The sequence below is a fragment of the Paenibacillus sp. FSL P2-0322 genome, assembly GCF_037975315.1.
Classification (GTDB): Bacteria; Bacillota; Bacilli; order Paenibacillales; family Paenibacillaceae; genus Paenibacillus; species Paenibacillus polymyxa_B.
In genome coordinates this window covers 2084869-2100974 of sequence record NZ_CP150243.1, presented here as the reverse complement: position 1 = coordinate 2100974, position 16106 = coordinate 2084869, and the positions used below count along the sequence as shown (strand labels likewise).

The 16106-nt window shown below is 44.3% G+C and carries 14 protein-coding genes; 4 read left to right on the top strand and 10 right to left on the bottom strand.

The window, feature by feature from the left end; genetic code table 11:
• Position 1 precedes the first annotated feature (1 nt).
• Entirely contained in the window at positions 2-2554 is a 2553-nt protein-coding gene (locus MKY24_RS09400; protein ID WP_339201856.1) for a glycoside hydrolase family 2 protein, read from the bottom strand.
• 206 nt (positions 2555-2760) lie between these two features.
• Entirely contained in the window at positions 2761-3828 is a 1068-nt protein-coding gene (locus MKY24_RS09395; RefSeq protein ID WP_339201855.1) for a LacI family DNA-binding transcriptional regulator, read from the bottom strand.
• A gap of 280 nt (positions 3829-4108) precedes the next feature.
• Between MKY24_RS09395 and MKY24_RS09390 the strand changes: the two genes are divergently transcribed.
• On the top strand, positions 4109-5800 hold the full coding sequence (locus MKY24_RS09390) for an ABC transporter substrate-binding protein (protein ID WP_023988087.1): 1692 nt from the start codon (positions 4109-4111) through the stop codon (positions 5798-5800).
• 72 nt (positions 5801-5872) lie between these two features.
• On the opposite strand, the gene MKY24_RS09385 is transcribed toward MKY24_RS09390, so the two are convergent.
• From MKY24_RS09385 to MKY24_RS09375, 3 genes are read right to left on the bottom strand one after another with little or no spacing between them, the layout of a single operon-like run.
• The gene (locus MKY24_RS09385; RefSeq protein ID WP_339201853.1) at positions 5873-7096 is read right to left on the bottom strand and encodes an MFS transporter; all 1224 of its coding nucleotides are present in this window, start codon (positions 7094-7096) and stop codon (positions 5873-5875) included.
• 2 nt (positions 7097-7098) lie between these two features.
• On the bottom strand, positions 7099-7659 hold the full coding sequence (locus tag MKY24_RS09380; protein ID WP_339201851.1) for a GNAT family protein: 561 nt from the start codon (positions 7657-7659) through the stop codon (positions 7099-7101).
• Positions 7660-7718: 59 nt separating this feature from the next.
• Complete coding sequence (locus MKY24_RS09375) at positions 7719-8081, bottom strand: DUF2500 domain-containing protein (protein WP_069292104.1); 363 nt, start codon at positions 8079-8081, stop codon at positions 7719-7721.
• A 407-nt stretch (positions 8082-8488) separates the two neighbouring features.
• Between MKY24_RS09375 and nrdI the strand changes: the two genes are divergently transcribed.
• The 3 genes from nrdI to nrdF all read left to right on the top strand — a co-directional run bounded on the left by nrdI (position 8489) and on the right by nrdF (position 12105).
• Complete coding sequence (nrdI, locus tag MKY24_RS09370) at positions 8489-8848, top strand: class Ib ribonucleoside-diphosphate reductase assembly flavoprotein NrdI (protein WP_016819181.1); 360 nt, start codon at positions 8489-8491, stop codon at positions 8846-8848.
• Positions 8835-10919 (top strand): class 1b ribonucleoside-diphosphate reductase subunit alpha, encoded by a 2085-nt coding sequence (gene nrdE, locus MKY24_RS09365; protein WP_339201849.1) that lies wholly within the window; start codon positions 8835-8837, stop codon positions 10917-10919. Before nrdI ends, nrdE begins: the two co-directional genes overlap by 14 nt.
• Before the next feature lie 220 nt (positions 10920-11139).
• A complete protein-coding gene (gene nrdF, locus MKY24_RS09360) occupies positions 11140-12105 on the top strand; it encodes a class 1b ribonucleoside-diphosphate reductase subunit beta (RefSeq protein ID WP_076156972.1) in 966 nt (321 codons plus the stop codon).
• A gap of 193 nt (positions 12106-12298) precedes the next feature.
• Here the strand turns inward: nrdF and MKY24_RS09355 are convergent, their stop codons facing one another.
• The 5 genes from MKY24_RS09355 to MKY24_RS09335 all read right to left on the bottom strand — a co-directional run bounded on the left by MKY24_RS09355 (position 12299) and on the right by MKY24_RS09335 (position 16074).
• A complete protein-coding gene (locus tag MKY24_RS09355; protein ID WP_076156976.1) occupies positions 12299-13552 on the bottom strand; it encodes an MFS transporter in 1254 nt (417 codons plus the stop codon).
• A 155-nt stretch (positions 13553-13707) separates the two neighbouring features.
• Positions 13708-14181: a MarR family transcriptional regulator gene (locus MKY24_RS09350; protein WP_023988081.1), complete on the bottom strand. Its 474-nt coding sequence runs from the start codon at positions 14179-14181 to the stop codon at positions 13708-13710.
• Between the two features lie 160 nt (positions 14182-14341).
• A complete protein-coding gene (locus tag MKY24_RS09345) occupies positions 14342-14767 on the bottom strand; it encodes a VOC family protein (RefSeq protein WP_053325184.1) in 426 nt (141 codons plus the stop codon).
• 91 nt (positions 14768-14858) lie between these two features.
• A complete protein-coding gene (locus tag MKY24_RS09340; protein ID WP_256703532.1) occupies positions 14859-15512 on the bottom strand; it encodes a hypothetical protein in 654 nt (217 codons plus the stop codon).
• Between the two features lie 22 nt (positions 15513-15534).
• Entirely contained in the window at positions 15535-16074 is a 540-nt protein-coding gene (locus MKY24_RS09335; protein WP_076156986.1) for a GrpB family protein, read from the bottom strand.
• Between the last annotated feature and the right edge of the window lie 32 nt (positions 16075-16106).

Sequence of the window (16106 nt, the reverse complement as noted above, 5' to 3'; positions counted from 1 at the left end):
TCTAACCTTGTATCCAATTGACCAATGAATGTACTGTCAATGTACCCGGCGCAGCTGCCTCAAATACTGAGGCACCGTTGCGCAAGGCCAAAAATTCCACTGTTTTTGGAATACCAGGAGCCAGATCCAGATGGTTGTCGCTGAAAATACCTTCCTGCTCTGCCGATAGCCACACGTGTCTAGCAAGTACATCCGAACACAGCATGAATCTGCTGCCCCCGCTTCCCTGAATCTCTGTCACTTCAATTTTCGCCTGCGGTAAATCCATCTCTTTTGTGTCTGCAAAATAAATTTCACCAGAGGCCACCTGTTCATCATTCTGCGTCAGACACGCGACCAGCATATGCTCCGCACGGTTCAAGCCACTCAGCCATTTGTCGATAGGCAGTATATGTACAATTCCTGCACCGCCTGCTGGTTGCTTTACCTTAACGTTCTCTTCACGAATAGCCTGGCTGCTACGGATATGCAAAAGCGTCAGCCGCAGCGTTCCTGATATCCGCTCTAGTGTATCGTTGACCAGATGCAGGGCCTTATTCCCCTGTTCTGTATCTGTTGCACTCAACAGCACATCGGCAAAGCTGCGCTTAGCCGTATATTGGAACGCCTTCCAACGACCAAAATAGTCCATACTCGACCAGGAGGCAACGGGCCAGCAGTCATTCATTTGCCAGTATAATGTTCCCATGCAATAAGGCTTGTGACGACGATGCGCCTCTATAGCTGCTTTCATTGCTTCTGCCTGTAAAATTTGGCTCATGGGAAGAAAACTTGTAAAATCCTTTGGCTCTCGCATGTACCGCCCCATATATTCTTTAATCAGACGATTGCCTGCGCTGTTCTTCTGATGTGCCAGCATCACCGCAGATTCCAGCTCCAAATCCTTTTCTTCCGCATAAGTACGAACGGACTTGTATTCTGGAAAGGACTGAAAACCATATTCACTCATAAAACGACCCACATGGACATGGTAATTCTCAAACGGCTCAGACGCGTGCCATACACCCCAATAATGAATATCACCTGCAGCTGAAGACCGATGGGCATGCTGGTTCCGATCTCTCGTCAGGTCAATCAGCGGGGAGGAGGGCCAATATGCCGTCTGCGCAGACCAGGTGTGTACCGCCTCCGGTAGAATCCGATGAAAGAGCGTTTCATAATCATCCCACAGGCGCTCCCGTTGCTCAGGTGTGTAGTCCTTTTTCCAGCCCCAGCCTCCGTTCTCTTCATAATGCGCCCATGCAGAATCGATCTCATTGTTGCCGCACCATAAGGCAATGCAGGGATGATGACGCAGCCGCTTGATATTGTCCTCGGCTTCCTGTGCCACATTGTCCATAAAATCCTCATCCACTGGGTACATGCTGCAGGCGAACATAAAATCTTGCCACACGAGCAAACCGTATTCATCACAAAGCTCATAAAATACGTCTTGTTCATAAATACCGCCACCCCACACCCGCAACATATTCATATTCGAGGCTGCTGCACTGGCAATTTCATACCGATATCGTTCCATCGTAACTTCAGTGACAAAGCTGTCATTCGGAATATGGTTAGCCCCTTTTGCAAACACTGGAATTCCGTTCAGCTCAAAATAAAAGCTCTCTCCTGCTGCATCCCGTTCACGTACAAGACGGATGGAACGCAGCCCCGTTTTTACTGATTTTTCCGCGATTACAGCTCCTTGTTCTTGTTCCACCAATTCGGCCACAAACGTATATAGATGCGGCTCCCCCAGCCCACGGCACCACCACAGCTTCGGCTTCTTCATCTCCAGCTCCAACTCCACCGTCTGCTTCCCCTTCAGCAGCCGAACTGGCTTGGACCACACCTTCCCGTCAACGGAAATACGCAACTTGGCATCTCTAATCTCATCTGCATTTTCGATCTCTACCACTGCCATGAGTTTAGCCCCTACCGAATTCACCTCGTCCTGTCGAATAAACAAGTCTCTCACGATCAGACCGGACCACGCTTCGATCCGGACCTCTCTCCAGATACCGCTCGTCACCAGCCTCGGTCCCCAATCCCAACCATAGTGGTAGGGAGCCTTACGTGCGAAAACGCTTACCTTTTTGTCGGACAAACCACCTATCTCGGACTGATCATTGGGTGCAGGGAGTCCATAACCTAAGCTTTCCAGCTTGGGTACATCTTCAGCAATCGGAGAACGAAAACTGATTTCCAGCCGATTTTCCCCTTGCTGAACAAATGCCGTCACATCTTGTCTCCATACCCGAAACATATTATTGGCTGACAAGACAGATTGACCATTCACTTTTACATCCGCGTATGTGTCCAGACCTTCCAACACCAACTCTACACATTGACATTGAAGCTGATCTGCATTTATCTCAAAATGGGCTTCATATACCCAATCCTGCTTATCAATCCACTGTACCTCCATCTCGTTCATACCGATAAACGGATCAGGAATTTTGCCATGTCGTAAAAGATCGGTATGCACACAACCCGGCACTTTCGCGCTGAGCCACTCATCACTTTGTGCTTCCCTAAACCTCCAGCCCTCCAACCCTATCACATTAACCATCGTCACAAGCCTCCCTATAAGCATGATTGGGAACATCTGGATTCATCAGTAACATAACAAAAATAACATTAAGCTAACAAAGTAGTCAATTGTTTTTTGGAACAAATGACAAAATACAAAATAAAAGTCGCCCTCTGCCCCTAAACAGGCTAAAAGCGACCTCCTTCGTCTTCACGGTGTATGGTGTCATAACACGTATCTGGACATTAACTATATGTGATTGTGCTGATGGGACGCTCACGGTCATCATTTTCCCGACTGATCCGGGGTGCATGAACTTCCCGTACGAATAGCTCAGCATGTAGCAATTTTTTCTCGACAGGCGAGTCCGGGTTCGTTATGCGCCACAACAACTGGTCCACTGCACGCATTCCCAGCAATTCCTTATCCACTCTCACCGTGGCATAAATCGGCATTTGTTCATTCGTATCGTCAAACCCGGTCACTCCGCAACGCCTCGGAACGTCAATCCCCTTTTCTTTCAGCACATCCACGACTTGCGCAGCAGTCACATCATTAGCACATACAAAAACCTCAGGCAGTTCGTCCTCAGACAACTTGTCCATTTCCTCAGCAAGCGCCTGCGCTCCTCCGTGAAGAAGGGCTTTATTCTGCCGCAATTCTACTCCGCTCATTTCCAGTGTGGAACGACAAGCTTCCCAGCGTTCGTAGAAACTGTGAGCGTCATCAATATGACCCACAAACTGAAAGCGGGTATAGCCCCTGCACAGCAAGTCCTTCATTAATTCACTCATGCATGTGCGATTATCTGTAAACACCGTATCACTTAAAAATGCAGAATCCCAATGATCTACCATAACGACCGGAATACCCATCCGATAAATGTTCAGCAACAACGAAGTTGAAATCGTTCCTACTGTGATAATCCCTTTAATCGCCTCCGGGTTCAGTAGAGAAAACGTATCTTCAGTCGAGGGCTCCGTTAACGTGATCATATCCATACCCTTACGGTTCAGACGCTCGGAAATCCCTTCAAATACAGGCCCCCAGTACCTGGATTCCCTGTTCTGGTACCTAATATTCGGAAATAACACTAGCACGGTACCCGACCATTCTCTGGGATCTGTGTCCCGAGGCTCTACCCCTGTCATTTTGGGATGACTGCGAAAATAGCCCATCTGGGCAGCAAGCTTGACCAGAACCGCCCTTGTTTCGTCACTTACACCGGGTTTGCCTGACAGTGCACGCGAAACAGCGAACTTTGAAACGCCCGCCGCATCCGCAATTTCTTGCAACGTTACTTTTCCACGCATCTTCTCACCCAACCCTATTCGGAATCTTTTTCTACCTTAACCTTTCTAATACACGGGTGTACCTATAAACTGGTACCATCGTAGCATACTTTGTTTTAGATCATCAAATGATAGATTTGTACAAATCCACACCCTCCACCAAAATATGTTTGCTTAATAAAAAAACAAACCGCATAACAAACAATTATAAATAACTTGACGTGAGGTTTTTTATTTCCTACAATTTACTATTGAAAGCACTTACATTGTGTAAATCATACTTATTAAGGGGGATTTGCAAATGTTCATGAACAGGTCGGTACGTCAGAGCTCCATCCTGCTCCTGTCTTTGCTGCTGCTCGTTACAACGGGCTGTGCGAACGGAACAGGCAGTAAGGCAGAAAAGGAAGATCCTAATGACACCAGCCCTATTACATTTACTTTCTTTGGCGGTGATTCCAGCTCTAACTGGAACAACATGAAGGATGCTGTCGGGCAGGAAATTATCAAGAAAACGGGCGTTACGCTAAATGCTGAACATGCTGTCAATGGCCGAGGCGAGGAAAAGTTTGCTTTAATGGCAGCGAGCGGAGAGTATCCAGATCTCGTGTACCCCAAATCAGACATTGGCAAGCTGGTCGATGCCGGAGCACTCATTGACCTAACCGACCTCATTGACAAATACGGCCCTAACATTAAGAAAGTGTATGGAGACTATTTTAATCGTATTAAATATAGTAGTGAAGATCCAGCCATCTACACGATCCCGACCAATTTGGGTGTGGATCACATCGCGTTTGATGCACAAGCCGGCTTCGAAATCCAGCATCAGGCACTTAAGAAGCTTGGATATCCTAAAATCCGCACCGTTCAAGATTTTGAAAAAGCACTTAAAGATTATGTCGCCAAATACCCTACTACCAATGGCCAGCGAACCATCCCCCTATCACTTGATGCCGAAGACTGGAAAATTCAAATTACAGTGACTAACCCGGCTGTTACTGCTACAGGTGGACCCGACGATGGCGAATATTATATTGATCCTAAAACACACAAAGCCATTCTTCACTACAAGCGCCCAGAAGAACGTGAATATTTCCGTTGGTTGAACCATATGTACAATGAAGGACTGTTGGATAAGGATACTTTTGTGCAAAAAAGTGATCAGTATAAGTCCAAAATCGCCGCAGGCCGTGTCATCGGACTCATTGATCAGGAATGGAACTATCAAGATGCCGAAAATGCGCTCAAGGCAGCAGGTAAGGATGAATTCACTTACGCCCATTTTCCAGTCACTTTAAATGAGAAATACGAGGATCATTCCCTCCAGCCCATTGGCTTCGATACCGCATCCGGGATCGGAATTACAACCTCATGTGAAAATCCGGTGCGAGCTATCAAGTTTCTGGATTTTCTGGCCTCCGACGAAGGGCAAATTTTACGCAATTGGGGAATTGAAGGCCAGCATTACAATGTAGAGAACGGCAAACGTGTCATTCCGGCGGATGTGCAACAACGTAAAAACACCGATAATGCTTCTTTTAGTAGAGAGTCAGGAATCGGTTTGTACTGGATATGGGGGCCACATTACGGCGATAGCGTAAAGGACCCTTCTGGCAACTATTACACAACCAATTATCCAGAGATGATTACCGAAAATTATAGTCAAGCCGAAAAAGAGTCCCTTCAGGCATACAAAGCCCAGACGTGGAAAGACCTGTTCCCGAACGAAAAGGATTTTCCGGTAAAAGAGTGGGGGGCTGCCTACAACATGCCTGTTCCGACCAATACAAATTACAATGTTATTTATCAGAAGTCACAGGACATTGTACGCAAACGGATTCCTGAGGCCGTACTCGCCAAGCCAGATCAGTTCGACGCTGTGTATGACCGCATGCTCCAAGAGCTGGATCAGGCGGGTGTGCCAAAAGCTGAAGAAATCTACACTGGCCTAATCCAAAATCGCCTGAAACTGTGGTACGGCGAAAAATAGGGTTTGCTTTTTAATGAAATATTATAGGGCTGACAGACAATGCTGTTCAGCCCTTCTACATTAACTTTTATATTAAACATTCTGTTTGGTTTCTTTTTCTTTCCAAGAATTACTTTTGCCTGAAACACGATTGACGTGAAACAATAAAATGATAGGAATCAACGCAATCCCGCCACACATCACCCAAGATATTTGAATAGGTGTTTGATCGGAAGACAAATCCGTAAAATTACGACTGATGATACCTGTCACGATTAAACCTACGCACATGCCTAATTGTGAAATCGCAGAATCCAGAGATAGTAGTGTAGAACGATACTCATTAGAGATTCTTTTGTTCAGAAAAATTTGTTTGGCAACCGGATACATGCCGCGCCCAATTTCATAGATCAAAAAGGTAAGCAGTACAGGATAAAATGTGTTGAACGCACCGGCTAAAATGAGCCATATCCCAATCATACCGCAAGCATACATGAGTATATGTACATCACTGTATCGTGCGCCTAGCTTTCGAACCAGGTAACTTCCCAAAGTCATACATAGTGAATACCCTGCCTTGATAAACCCCATAATCCAAATCCCTTGTTCAGAAAGGCCAACCAGACGTGGCTGTTGAAATGTATTCCCCGCCGAGTTCGAAAAGCTGATAAATAAGCCAATCATAAACACAATCCAGATAGACTTATTTTCAAAACCGATACGGACGCTTTCTCCGATAATCGTTTTAATGCGAGTAGTAGACGTCTTTCGATGAGCAACATTCTCCTCATCCATATAAAAGGAGCATAGAAAAATGCATACAATAATAGATAAAATGCTAGCCGCCCATGGAAGTGAATAGTTAAAAGTTGCGAGGAAGGCCCCCAACAGACCACAAATAAATCCCGAAATGTACTGTATACTGTTAGAGGTTGTAAAAAGAACTTCCATGGGCTTATCACTATTTTCCACAACCCATGATTCCAACGAACCTGATTGTAAACATATAGCCAGACCCCCAAAGACTTGCGCAAACACAAGCACCCCGATATGATCTGTCCAAGCGAACAACACACTATAGAGTAGAAAACAACAAAGTCCCAAAATAACAGAAATTTTTCTTCCATACTTATCTGCAATAGCCCCTGTGGGTATCTCAAACAAAAAAATACTTACAAAGAATACAACTAGTAAGAAGTTCGCACTCTGCAAAGAAAGTCCTTTAGCTAATAGAAAAAGGATGAGCGTAGTCCCCGTGATTTCACTCATAAAAAATTGAAGAAAGCTGACGGAGTAAAATAGCTTATGAGGTTGCACTCTCAGGATTCCGTCGCTTGCTCTGCAGCCTCGTATTCACCGCGCAAAATCCCCATCTGAATAATGTCATAATAGTGCCCTTCCCTGAATAGCTTTTCCCGTAGCCGACCTTCCTCCTTGAAGCCGCATGCCAAATAGCAACGGTATGCACGTTCATTGAACGCATAGACCTCCAGCTCCAGCCGATGCAGGTTCAGCGTATGAAATGCGAATTTTTGTAACAGCCGGATCGCCTCCCGTCCGTAACCTTTGCCCAGGTCACCTTCACGCCCGATCACAACACCAAGGGTAGCGTGCCGATTTACCCAGTTGATTTTGAATAAATCCAGTTGTCCGATATAGTCCAGTGTGTCTTTATGCGCAATGACAAAACCTTTGATCTCGGGGTTGCCGTCAATCATCATCTGCACAAAGGATTCGCTATTCACCTGTGAATGCGGGTAGATAAACACGTCGCTTAAACCACGTGTGATTTCCGGGTCATTGACCCATTTTCGGATATCTGGTACATCTTCTTGACGGTATTCTCTCAATACTATTCGTTTTCCAATGATATGCGGCATCGTAATCTTCCCTCCAATTATGTATTTGTTTTGGCAATACTATCTCCCCGCCAACACCTTTACGCTTCCATTACTCTCACAAACTCTAGAAAACGTGTACCTTTATAATGAAGCTCCCCACGATCCCCGATCACAATCATACCAAAGTCCGTATCCTTCACCTCCAGCTCCATACGCTCACCCCCGTCAAACTCAAAGGTGATATAATAATATGTCGAAGCTGAAAAATCGCCTGATCCCCCACGCACTCTCGTCCGTTTATCCACAACCTTACATGAACGTTGTACCCGTTCGGCTGCTTGATTGGACAGGCCCGCTCCTATCGTTTTGACAATTCCCATAATCATTACAAAAGCAATGAGTCCAAATACGATAAAAAAGATCATATTAAACGATTGAAATTCCATAAAATCACTTCCCATTTGCTTCATCCTTTCTACAGTAAAATGTAAATTTTCCATTCTATTGCCCATTGACAAATCGTACATCTTCACCCTCAAAAACTCCAATACTTTTTTAACATACTTACGAAAAAAAAGTTCTTTCGCTCTTTTCCGCACCCCGCTTGGACTTATACCCGATCTGGGTCCGCTGATCCCCTCTAGACCGATTGACAAAACTATATATAGATATAAAATAGAGAATGTACTCTAAATATAGTGTAAAAAACGTATTTATGCCCGATATCTTGAAGATACAGGTATGAAAATACATGTAAATATAGAGTCAAAAATTTTAAATGGTACAGCCAGCAAGGGATTCCAGCTATGATGGATCTCAGGCAATGCCGTTTTCTTTTTTCGTTAATTGTTTAAGGAGGTTGCATACCATGCTGATTGCATATGATTCCAAGACCGGCAATGTAAAAAGATTCATAAACAAGCTCAAGCTTCCAGCGGTTCAGATCGAGGAGCAAATGACTATAGAAGAACCTTACGTACTTATTACATATACAACCGGGTTTGGGCAGATACCTGAGAGGGTATCTTCCTTTTTGAAAAAAAATGCACAAAACCTTGTTGGTGTAGCTGCAAGCGGCAACCGTAACTGGGGTGAGAAATTTGCCAAAAGTGCGGATTTGATTGCCGACCACTATAATGTCCCCGTAATTAGTAAATTTGAATTATCTGGAACGTTCGGAGATGTAGAGCGTTTTAAACAGGAGGTGAGCCGAGTTGCGGCATATTGAATTGAACAACATGTTGATGAAACGCGATACAGACGGCTTTTTCCAATTGGAAAAGGACCAAGAGGCTGTAGCGGAATTTATGAAGGAAGTTCAGGAACGGAGTTTGAAGTTTGCTGACACAGCCGCTCAAGTGCTGTATATGATTGAGAATGATTATTACGAAAATTTCTATAACAGCTACACGGCTGACGAAATTAATGATATTTTCCATATCACTCATAGCTATAATTTTAAATTTCCTTCCTATATGGCAGCATCGAAGTTTTATACTGACTATGCAATGAAGAGTAACGACCGTAAAGTCTATTTGGAACATTACCCTGACCGGGTTGCTGCTGTCGCGCTGCATTTAGGACGCGGTAATGCCGATACGGCACGCCTGTTGTCCCGCTCGATGATGGAGCAACGTCTCCAGCCAGCGACGCCAACCTTCCTGAATGCAGGCAAAAGCCGCCGTGGGGAATTGGTATCCTGCTTCCTGCTCGAAATGGACGACTCCCTGAACTCAATCAACTATGTGCTGAACACCTGCATGCAGTTGTCCAAAATCGGCGGAGGTGTTGCCGTTAATCTGTCGAAGCTGCGGGCACGCGGTGAAGCGATTAAGGGTGTAGAAGGCGCAGCAAAAGGCATAATGCCTGTGCTGAAGCTGATGGAAGACGGCTTCTCCTACGCAGATCAAATGGGACAACGTAAAGGTTCTGGCGCAGCCTATTACAACATTTTCGGATGGGACGTGCTTGAGTTCCTGGATAGCAAAAAAATCAATGCTGACGAAAGAGTACGTCTCAAGACACTTTCTATTGGATTGCTGGTGCCAAACCGCTTTTACAAGCTGGCTCAAGATAATGAACCGCTGCATGTATTTGCTCCTTACAGTGTGTTCAAAGCCTATGGAACGCATCTGGACGACATGGATTTGGATGAAATGTACGACACGCTGCTTGCTGACGATCGGGTGAAGAAAAAAATAGCGATGAGCGCACGTGACATGCTGACGAAAATTGCCATGATTCAGTTGGAGTCTGGTTATCCATATATCATGAACAAAAGTAACGCGAACCAGGCACATGCTCTTAAAAACGTGGGTCAAGTCAAGATGTCGAACCTATGCACGGAAATCTTCCAGTTGCAGGAAACTTCCGAAATTACAGATTACGGACAACAGGATACTATCCGCCGGGACGTGAGCTGTAATCTGGCTTCTCTGAACATTGTAAATGTGATGGAACATGGTAAAATTCGCGAATCCGTTCATGAGGGTATGATCGCGCTCACCTCAGTCAGCGATATGACCCAAGTAGCTAATGCACCAGGTGTTGCGAAAGCGAACCGTGAAATGCACTCCGTCGGTCTGGGTGTTATGAATCTGCACGGCTACTTTGCCAAAAACAAAATTGCGTATGAAAGCAATGAAGCAAAAGACTTTGTCCGTACCTTCTTCATGACGATGAACTATCATTCCATCGAAAAGAGTATGGAAATCGCGAAAGCAGCTGGACAAAGCTTTTATGGATTTGAGGAATCGGATTATGCGACAGGCGTATATTTTGACCGATACCTGAACACAGATTATCGTCCGACAACTGCACGTGTGCAAGAGTTGTTCAAAGGCATCTATGTTCCGACTTCAGCGGACTGGGACAAATTAAAAGCAGATGTGATGAAAAATGGCCTGTACCACGCCTATCGTATGGCAATTGCGCCGACTGCTAGCATTTCGTACATTCAAAATGCAACATCCAGCGTCATGCCGATTGTTGAGCAGATTGAAACCCGTACCTATGCCAATTCGACGACCTACTATCCAATGCCTTATTTGCAAAAGGATAACGTGTTCTTCTATAAATCCGCTTATCAAATGGATCAGTTCAAAGTGCTTGATCTGATTGCAGAAATCCAGCCGCACGTGGACCAAGGAATTTCGACCGTGCTTCATGTGAACAGTGACGTGACTACGCGTCAGTTAGCACGTTGCTATCTGTACGCCGCACACAAAGGACTTAAATCGTTATACTACACACGCACCAAAAAGCTGTCTGTGGAAGAGTGCCTCACCTGCTCCATCTAAAGCATAAGTGGTAACAAGCTGTAGTATAAAAATTAGATTTTGAATAGATATGGATGCTTTGCATTAGAAGCTGTATCCAGCGTGTGGTTCAGACCTTTTACGGGACTGGACAAGACCCTCGCGGATACAGCTTCCGTATGTCAAGCATACGATGATTCGCCTGCACTATTTCAATATGTGTTTCCAGGGAATCTCGCAAGCTGAAGGGAGAATGCTAACAATGACAGGTATACAAGCTGTAAACTGGAATCGCTCGGACGATGATTTCACACTGATGTTCTGGAACCAGAACATTATGCAATTTTGGACGGATGATGAAATCCCGTTGTCTGACGATAAAATGTCCTGGGTAACCCTCAGTGATATCGAAAAAGAAGCCTACATGAAGGTGCTGGGCGGATTGACGCTACTGGATACCATTCAAGGCGGCGTGGGTATGCCGCAAATTATGGAGCATGTGGACGGACTGCAACGCAAAGCCGTACTAAGCTTTATGGCGATGATGGAACAAATTCATGCCAAGTCGTACAGTAGCATCTTTACAACGCTAGCTTCCACGGAAGAAATTGACGGTGTGTTCCGCTGGGTGGAAGAAAATTCACATCTCCAAACCAAGGCAGAAACCATTCGTCAGTATTATATGAATATCCACACACCCAAAGACCTGTATCTCGCGATGGCAGCGTCGGTGCTTTTAGAAAGCTATTTATTTTATAGCGGCTTCTTCTACCCTCTTTATTTGGCGGGCCAGGGTAAGCTGACATGCAGTGGAGAAATTATCGATTTGATCCTGCGGGATGAAAGTATTCACGGTGTGTACGTAGGTGTACTGGCACAGGAGATTTATGCAGAATTGGCCGAGGAAGAACAACGTGATCTTTACCAGACGCTGGTAGGCTTGCTCCGCTACTTGCACAATAACGAGGAACAATACACCGAGCAAATTTACACTCCTATTGGACTCGTAGACGATGTGAAAGTCTTTTTGCGCTACAACGCCAACAAGGCCATGATGAACTTGGGCTTTGATCCACTGTTTGAAGAAGAAGAAGTTAATCCCATTGTATTCAACGGTATCAGCACCCACACTAAGCAGCATGATTTCTTTTCTAAAAAAGGAAACGGCTATGTGCGGGCGATGAATGTAGAGCCGCTGACAGATGATGATTTTAATTTTGGCGTATAAGTACAAATACGTGAAATTAATTTAGCAAGGTGATACTATGAAGAGCCATCCGCATGCGGATGGCTCAGACTGTAAACAAAGTAGATAGTTTACATATTTCAGGATTTTGCAAAATTCGATTCCAGTCGCTCCGAAGTGCAAGATATAGACGAACTATACCATTTCGATCTATATCTTGTTCATTGGAAGTCGCTTATGGGATTTTTGCAAAATCCTCATTTACTTGCGTTCGCTTATATAAAACTGGTATTGCCGCTGCTATAAGTATCATACCCATAAAAGCGGGTGCGGCATGACCAAGTGATACATAGATTTGACCTCCAATGATAGGCCCAATCATTCTTGCTAAAGCCTGAATAGATTGACTACCTCCTTGAATCCTTCCTTGTTCACTAGAATCGACAGACTTGGAGAGCATCCCATTGAATGAAGGCCCAAAGATCGAATCACCAAAACCAAATATAAACATTCCAGCGATAAAAAGAGGATAGAATGAGAACAAAGTAGATAGCGCAATAAGACTGTAGCCTATAATCTCCGAAACCATTCCAAGAATTGCTATCTGTTTATCATTAAGTTTTATCAAAAGCTTTGGCATGATGAAACCTTGTGAAATGATGTCTTGGAAGCCCATAATTGAAAACATAAGTCCGATTAGTGCAGGCTTCCAACCGAAGGTATCCATTGTAAATTGTGAAAAAACGGCCTGTAAAGATCCGTTGGGTATCCAAAGTAAGAACGCCGAGACAAGTAGCCTTTTTAAGTTTTTCATGGAAAGTATGTTTGCAAGCTGTGTAAATGGATTCAGTCTTACAAAGGTAATCTCTTTCAGTCTATTATTCTTGGCAAGGCTCTCTGGCATAAAAAAGAATCCATAAACAACATTCAATAAAGTTATGATTGCTCCAAAATACATAGGTACAGAATAACCAAACTTGGCAAGTAATCCGCCTACAGTTGGACCAATGACAGTGCCTACACCTACAACCGCACTCACCCATCCAAAGTATTTGGTTCTCTGTTCTGGAGGAATGATGTCTGCAAAATATGCGAAGATCGTGCTTATGCTCCCACCTGTTATCCCCTCTATTATGCGTCCCGCAAATAGTACCCATAGAGCTCCTCCTATGCCAAAAACCAAGTACCCGATTGCGGAACCCAAAAGGCATACTAAGAGCAATGGACGACGGCCATATTTGTCACTCAGAGCTCCAAGTACGGGGGCCGCAAAAAACACGCAGAAGGCATAAACAGAGGTCAGCAACGTGACAACGATAGCTTGTTGTCCCGGATTGCTTATATAAAGCTGTACTAAGAATGGGACGACAGGTGCTATGATACTGAAGCCTATTCCGCAAAGAAACACAGAGATAAGACCGAATATTAAAGCGTGTTTATCTACGGTTTGTTCTGTGTTCTGTTCATGGTGTGATCTAAATTTGAACATTAAATTCTCCCCTCAAAAGCTATGTTTTTATTTCCTTGGAAGCAAAAATATCGTATCACAGTTTTGCTTCCTCGGCAACAAAAAAGTAGCAAAAAAAATGCAGCCCGTTCTCAATAGAACCCAGCTGCCTGTGGTTTGATTTTCATTATTCAAATTTATTCCGACTTAATATCTACACCCTGTTTCTTTATTTCTGCATCCAAATGCCTACTATACTTTTCCAGGAAGCTAATCATACTGTCAAATTGCTCCTCAGTTACCTGCTCAAATACAGCTTTATCCCGCTCTTGAAACTCTTTGTGCAGTTCCTCATGGATTTTATAGATTACTTTCCCTTGCTCCGTAAGCCTAAAATAGATTTCTTTCTTGTTATCCGGCTTCTGGTAGCTTTCGATAATGCCTCTTTTTATGAGCTTCTTAGTTATTTTACTTATGGCACCGCTAGTCATATAAAGGGACTCCGCAAGTTTTGTCACGTTGGAATCTACATTTCTTTCAATGTATTCGATGCAATGTACTTCAGAAGACTTATAACCCTTAAGACTGTCTTCCATCTTATCCTTATTAAGCCAAACCATCTTGTTATATAAGTCCCTGAAACCCATTATGACCTGTTCTTCTTTGTTCATGGCCTGTCCTCCCACCCGTTGGTGCATTAACAACATAATATAATATATTTTTGTTTCTATTTCAACAATAATAAAATCATTATTTATTCTAGGAATTGAACTATACGTAAAAAAAACGGCCAGATCGCTAAAGTAGCGGAATCGAGCCGTTTTCCATTTCTTAAGACCGAGCCTCTGTGAACATTTGAAAGGTGACACCAAACTTGTCTGTTACATTCCCATAAGCGGGACTAAAATGGGTTTCCTGCAAAGGCATTCCCACCTGTCCTCCTTGCTGTAGAGCATCAAACATTTTTTGAGCTTGCTCCACACTATCGGTTGTAATACAGATACTCACCTGATTTCCGCTGCTAAACGGTGATCCGGGAAAGGTATCAGAAAACATGAGCTCTGTCTCACCCACTTTAAGGGTAGCATGTCCCACACGTTCCTTGACCTCTGCGGGAATGGGAAAATCGGGGTTTTCCGGCATTTCCCCAAAGGTTTGAATAAAAAGCAGTTGAGCATCCAATGCCTCTTCATAAAATTCGATTGCTTCTTTTGCATTTCCATCCATCGTGATGTAAGGAATCAAACGTTTGGACATCTTCAACACAGCTCCTTTAATTCAAGGTGATTACCCAGCCATTTCTCCTGTATTATATACAAAACTTGTCAAGAAAAACAAATCTGTATTCTTAGATTTCATGCACCTGAACGCCAAGCTGCTTTAGCTCCTTTATCGCTTCCGTAACGTTACGCTGTGGATGAAGCGCAGAGATCATCTGTGCAGTGACCGGAACGCCGTTGAAAATCTGGCTTACCACCCCTAGAGAAATCGGCAACTCATAGTAACTTTCAGCCCAATCCTGATATTCCTCCGGTGTAACTATAATTTTCCCCAGCAAAAAGGATGAGCCATCGTCATACGCCTCGGGAATGTTCGCATTGCCCATACGCCACTCCTTATCTTCCGCTTCCCTCCACATACAAAAGGTAACGTCCTCCTTCTCCAGGGCTTCGTCTTCCAAGAGCTCCATCATATCATCAGGCACACCGTCGTACATGCCCGGCCAGACCTCATATTCGTCTCTCGCATGAGGACTTACAGGAGATTCGTGGTCAAAACCCTTCAACAGCACACCTCCACGCGTCCATAGCATATGAATCGTATCTCCCGCGCCGTTGTTCACCTCACCCAGGCATACATCACCAGACCATTCAGACTGCATACGATACGTGCGTAACCAATCTTCTGGAGACAATATAATGTCCAGCGCTGACAGCAGCATCATTCTATCTTTTAAACCATTCGGCGTTACCTGTGCATCAAGCATCATATTCTTCATCATTCCTCCACCTTGTCCATGCGTACTAAGAATTCATCTGTCCCTGCCTATATCTTTCAAGCTTCGCTCGCTCAACCACCTGCCGAATGAATGGTCCTTTGGCTTCGGTATACGCTGCACGGTCATATTTGAATTGGTACGCCAAATCTTTTTTTAAAGTATCATACGCTCGTAGGCTATCAGGATGCGCTTTTAAGTAATCTCTGAACAATAGATGGTTTTCCCAATGCTCACCTTTATACTTGTAAATATGCAAGTGATGAGTCCCAGCTCCCCATTCTCCACGGCGAAAGAAAGCTCTCTCTGGAAAATCAGGCTTATATACATATTCATATTGAAACCCTTGTAGACGCTCTCGATGTTCGGATTGAAGACTTGCCAACTCTTCTACTCCAACCATAATATCAATAATAGGCTTGGCTCCCAGATTAGGAACGGACGTACTACCGATATGCTCTATGCCGACACATACATCTTTGAGAGCCTCTACAATTTTCCTTTGCTCTTGCATATACTCTTCAGCCCACTGCGGGTCATACCCGGATATTTCCACCTGCGAGGACATACATGAACACACCTCCACTAGCTTTCTAAAAA

What these genes read in the sequence shown, in the direction of transcription:
- MKY24_RS09400 (WP_339201856.1), bottom strand. Translation starts at nt 2,554, where the DNA reads ATGGTTAATGTGATAGGGTTGGAGGGCTGGAGGTTTAGGGAAGCACAA.
- MKY24_RS09395 (WP_339201855.1), bottom strand. Translation starts at nt 3,828, where the DNA reads ATGCGTGGAAAAGTAACGTTGCAAGAAATTGCGGATGCGGCGGGCGTT.
- MKY24_RS09390 (WP_023988087.1), top strand. Translation starts at nt 4,109, where the DNA reads ATGTTCATGAACAGGTCGGTACGTCAGAGCTCCATCCTGCTCCTGTCT.
- MKY24_RS09380 (WP_339201851.1), bottom strand. Translation starts at nt 7,659, where the DNA reads ATGCCGCATATCATTGGAAAACGAATAGTATTGAGAGAATACCGTCAA.
- MKY24_RS09375 (WP_069292104.1), bottom strand. Translation starts at nt 8,081, where the DNA reads ATGGGAAGTGATTTTATGGAATTTCAATCGTTTAATATGATCTTTTTT.
- nrdI (WP_016819181.1), top strand. Translation starts at nt 8,489, where the DNA reads ATGCTGATTGCATATGATTCCAAGACCGGCAATGTAAAAAGATTCATA.
- nrdF (WP_076156972.1), top strand. Translation starts at nt 11,140, where the DNA reads ATGACAGGTATACAAGCTGTAAACTGGAATCGCTCGGACGATGATTTC.
- MKY24_RS09355 (WP_076156976.1), bottom strand. Translation starts at nt 13,552, where the DNA reads ATGTTCAAATTTAGATCACACCATGAACAGAACACAGAACAAACCGTA.
- MKY24_RS09350 (WP_023988081.1), bottom strand. Translation starts at nt 14,181, where the DNA reads ATGAACAAAGAAGAACAGGTCATAATGGGTTTCAGGGACTTATATAAC.
- MKY24_RS09345 (WP_053325184.1), bottom strand. Translation starts at nt 14,767, where the DNA reads ATGTCCAAACGTTTGATTCCTTACATCACGATGGATGGAAATGCAAAA.
- MKY24_RS09340 (WP_256703532.1), bottom strand. Translation starts at nt 15,512, where the DNA reads ATGATGAAGAATATGATGCTTGATGCACAGGTAACGCCGAATGGTTTA.
- MKY24_RS09335 (WP_076156986.1), bottom strand. Translation starts at nt 16,074, where the DNA reads ATGTCCTCGCAGGTGGAAATATCCGGGTATGACCCGCAGTGGGCTGAA.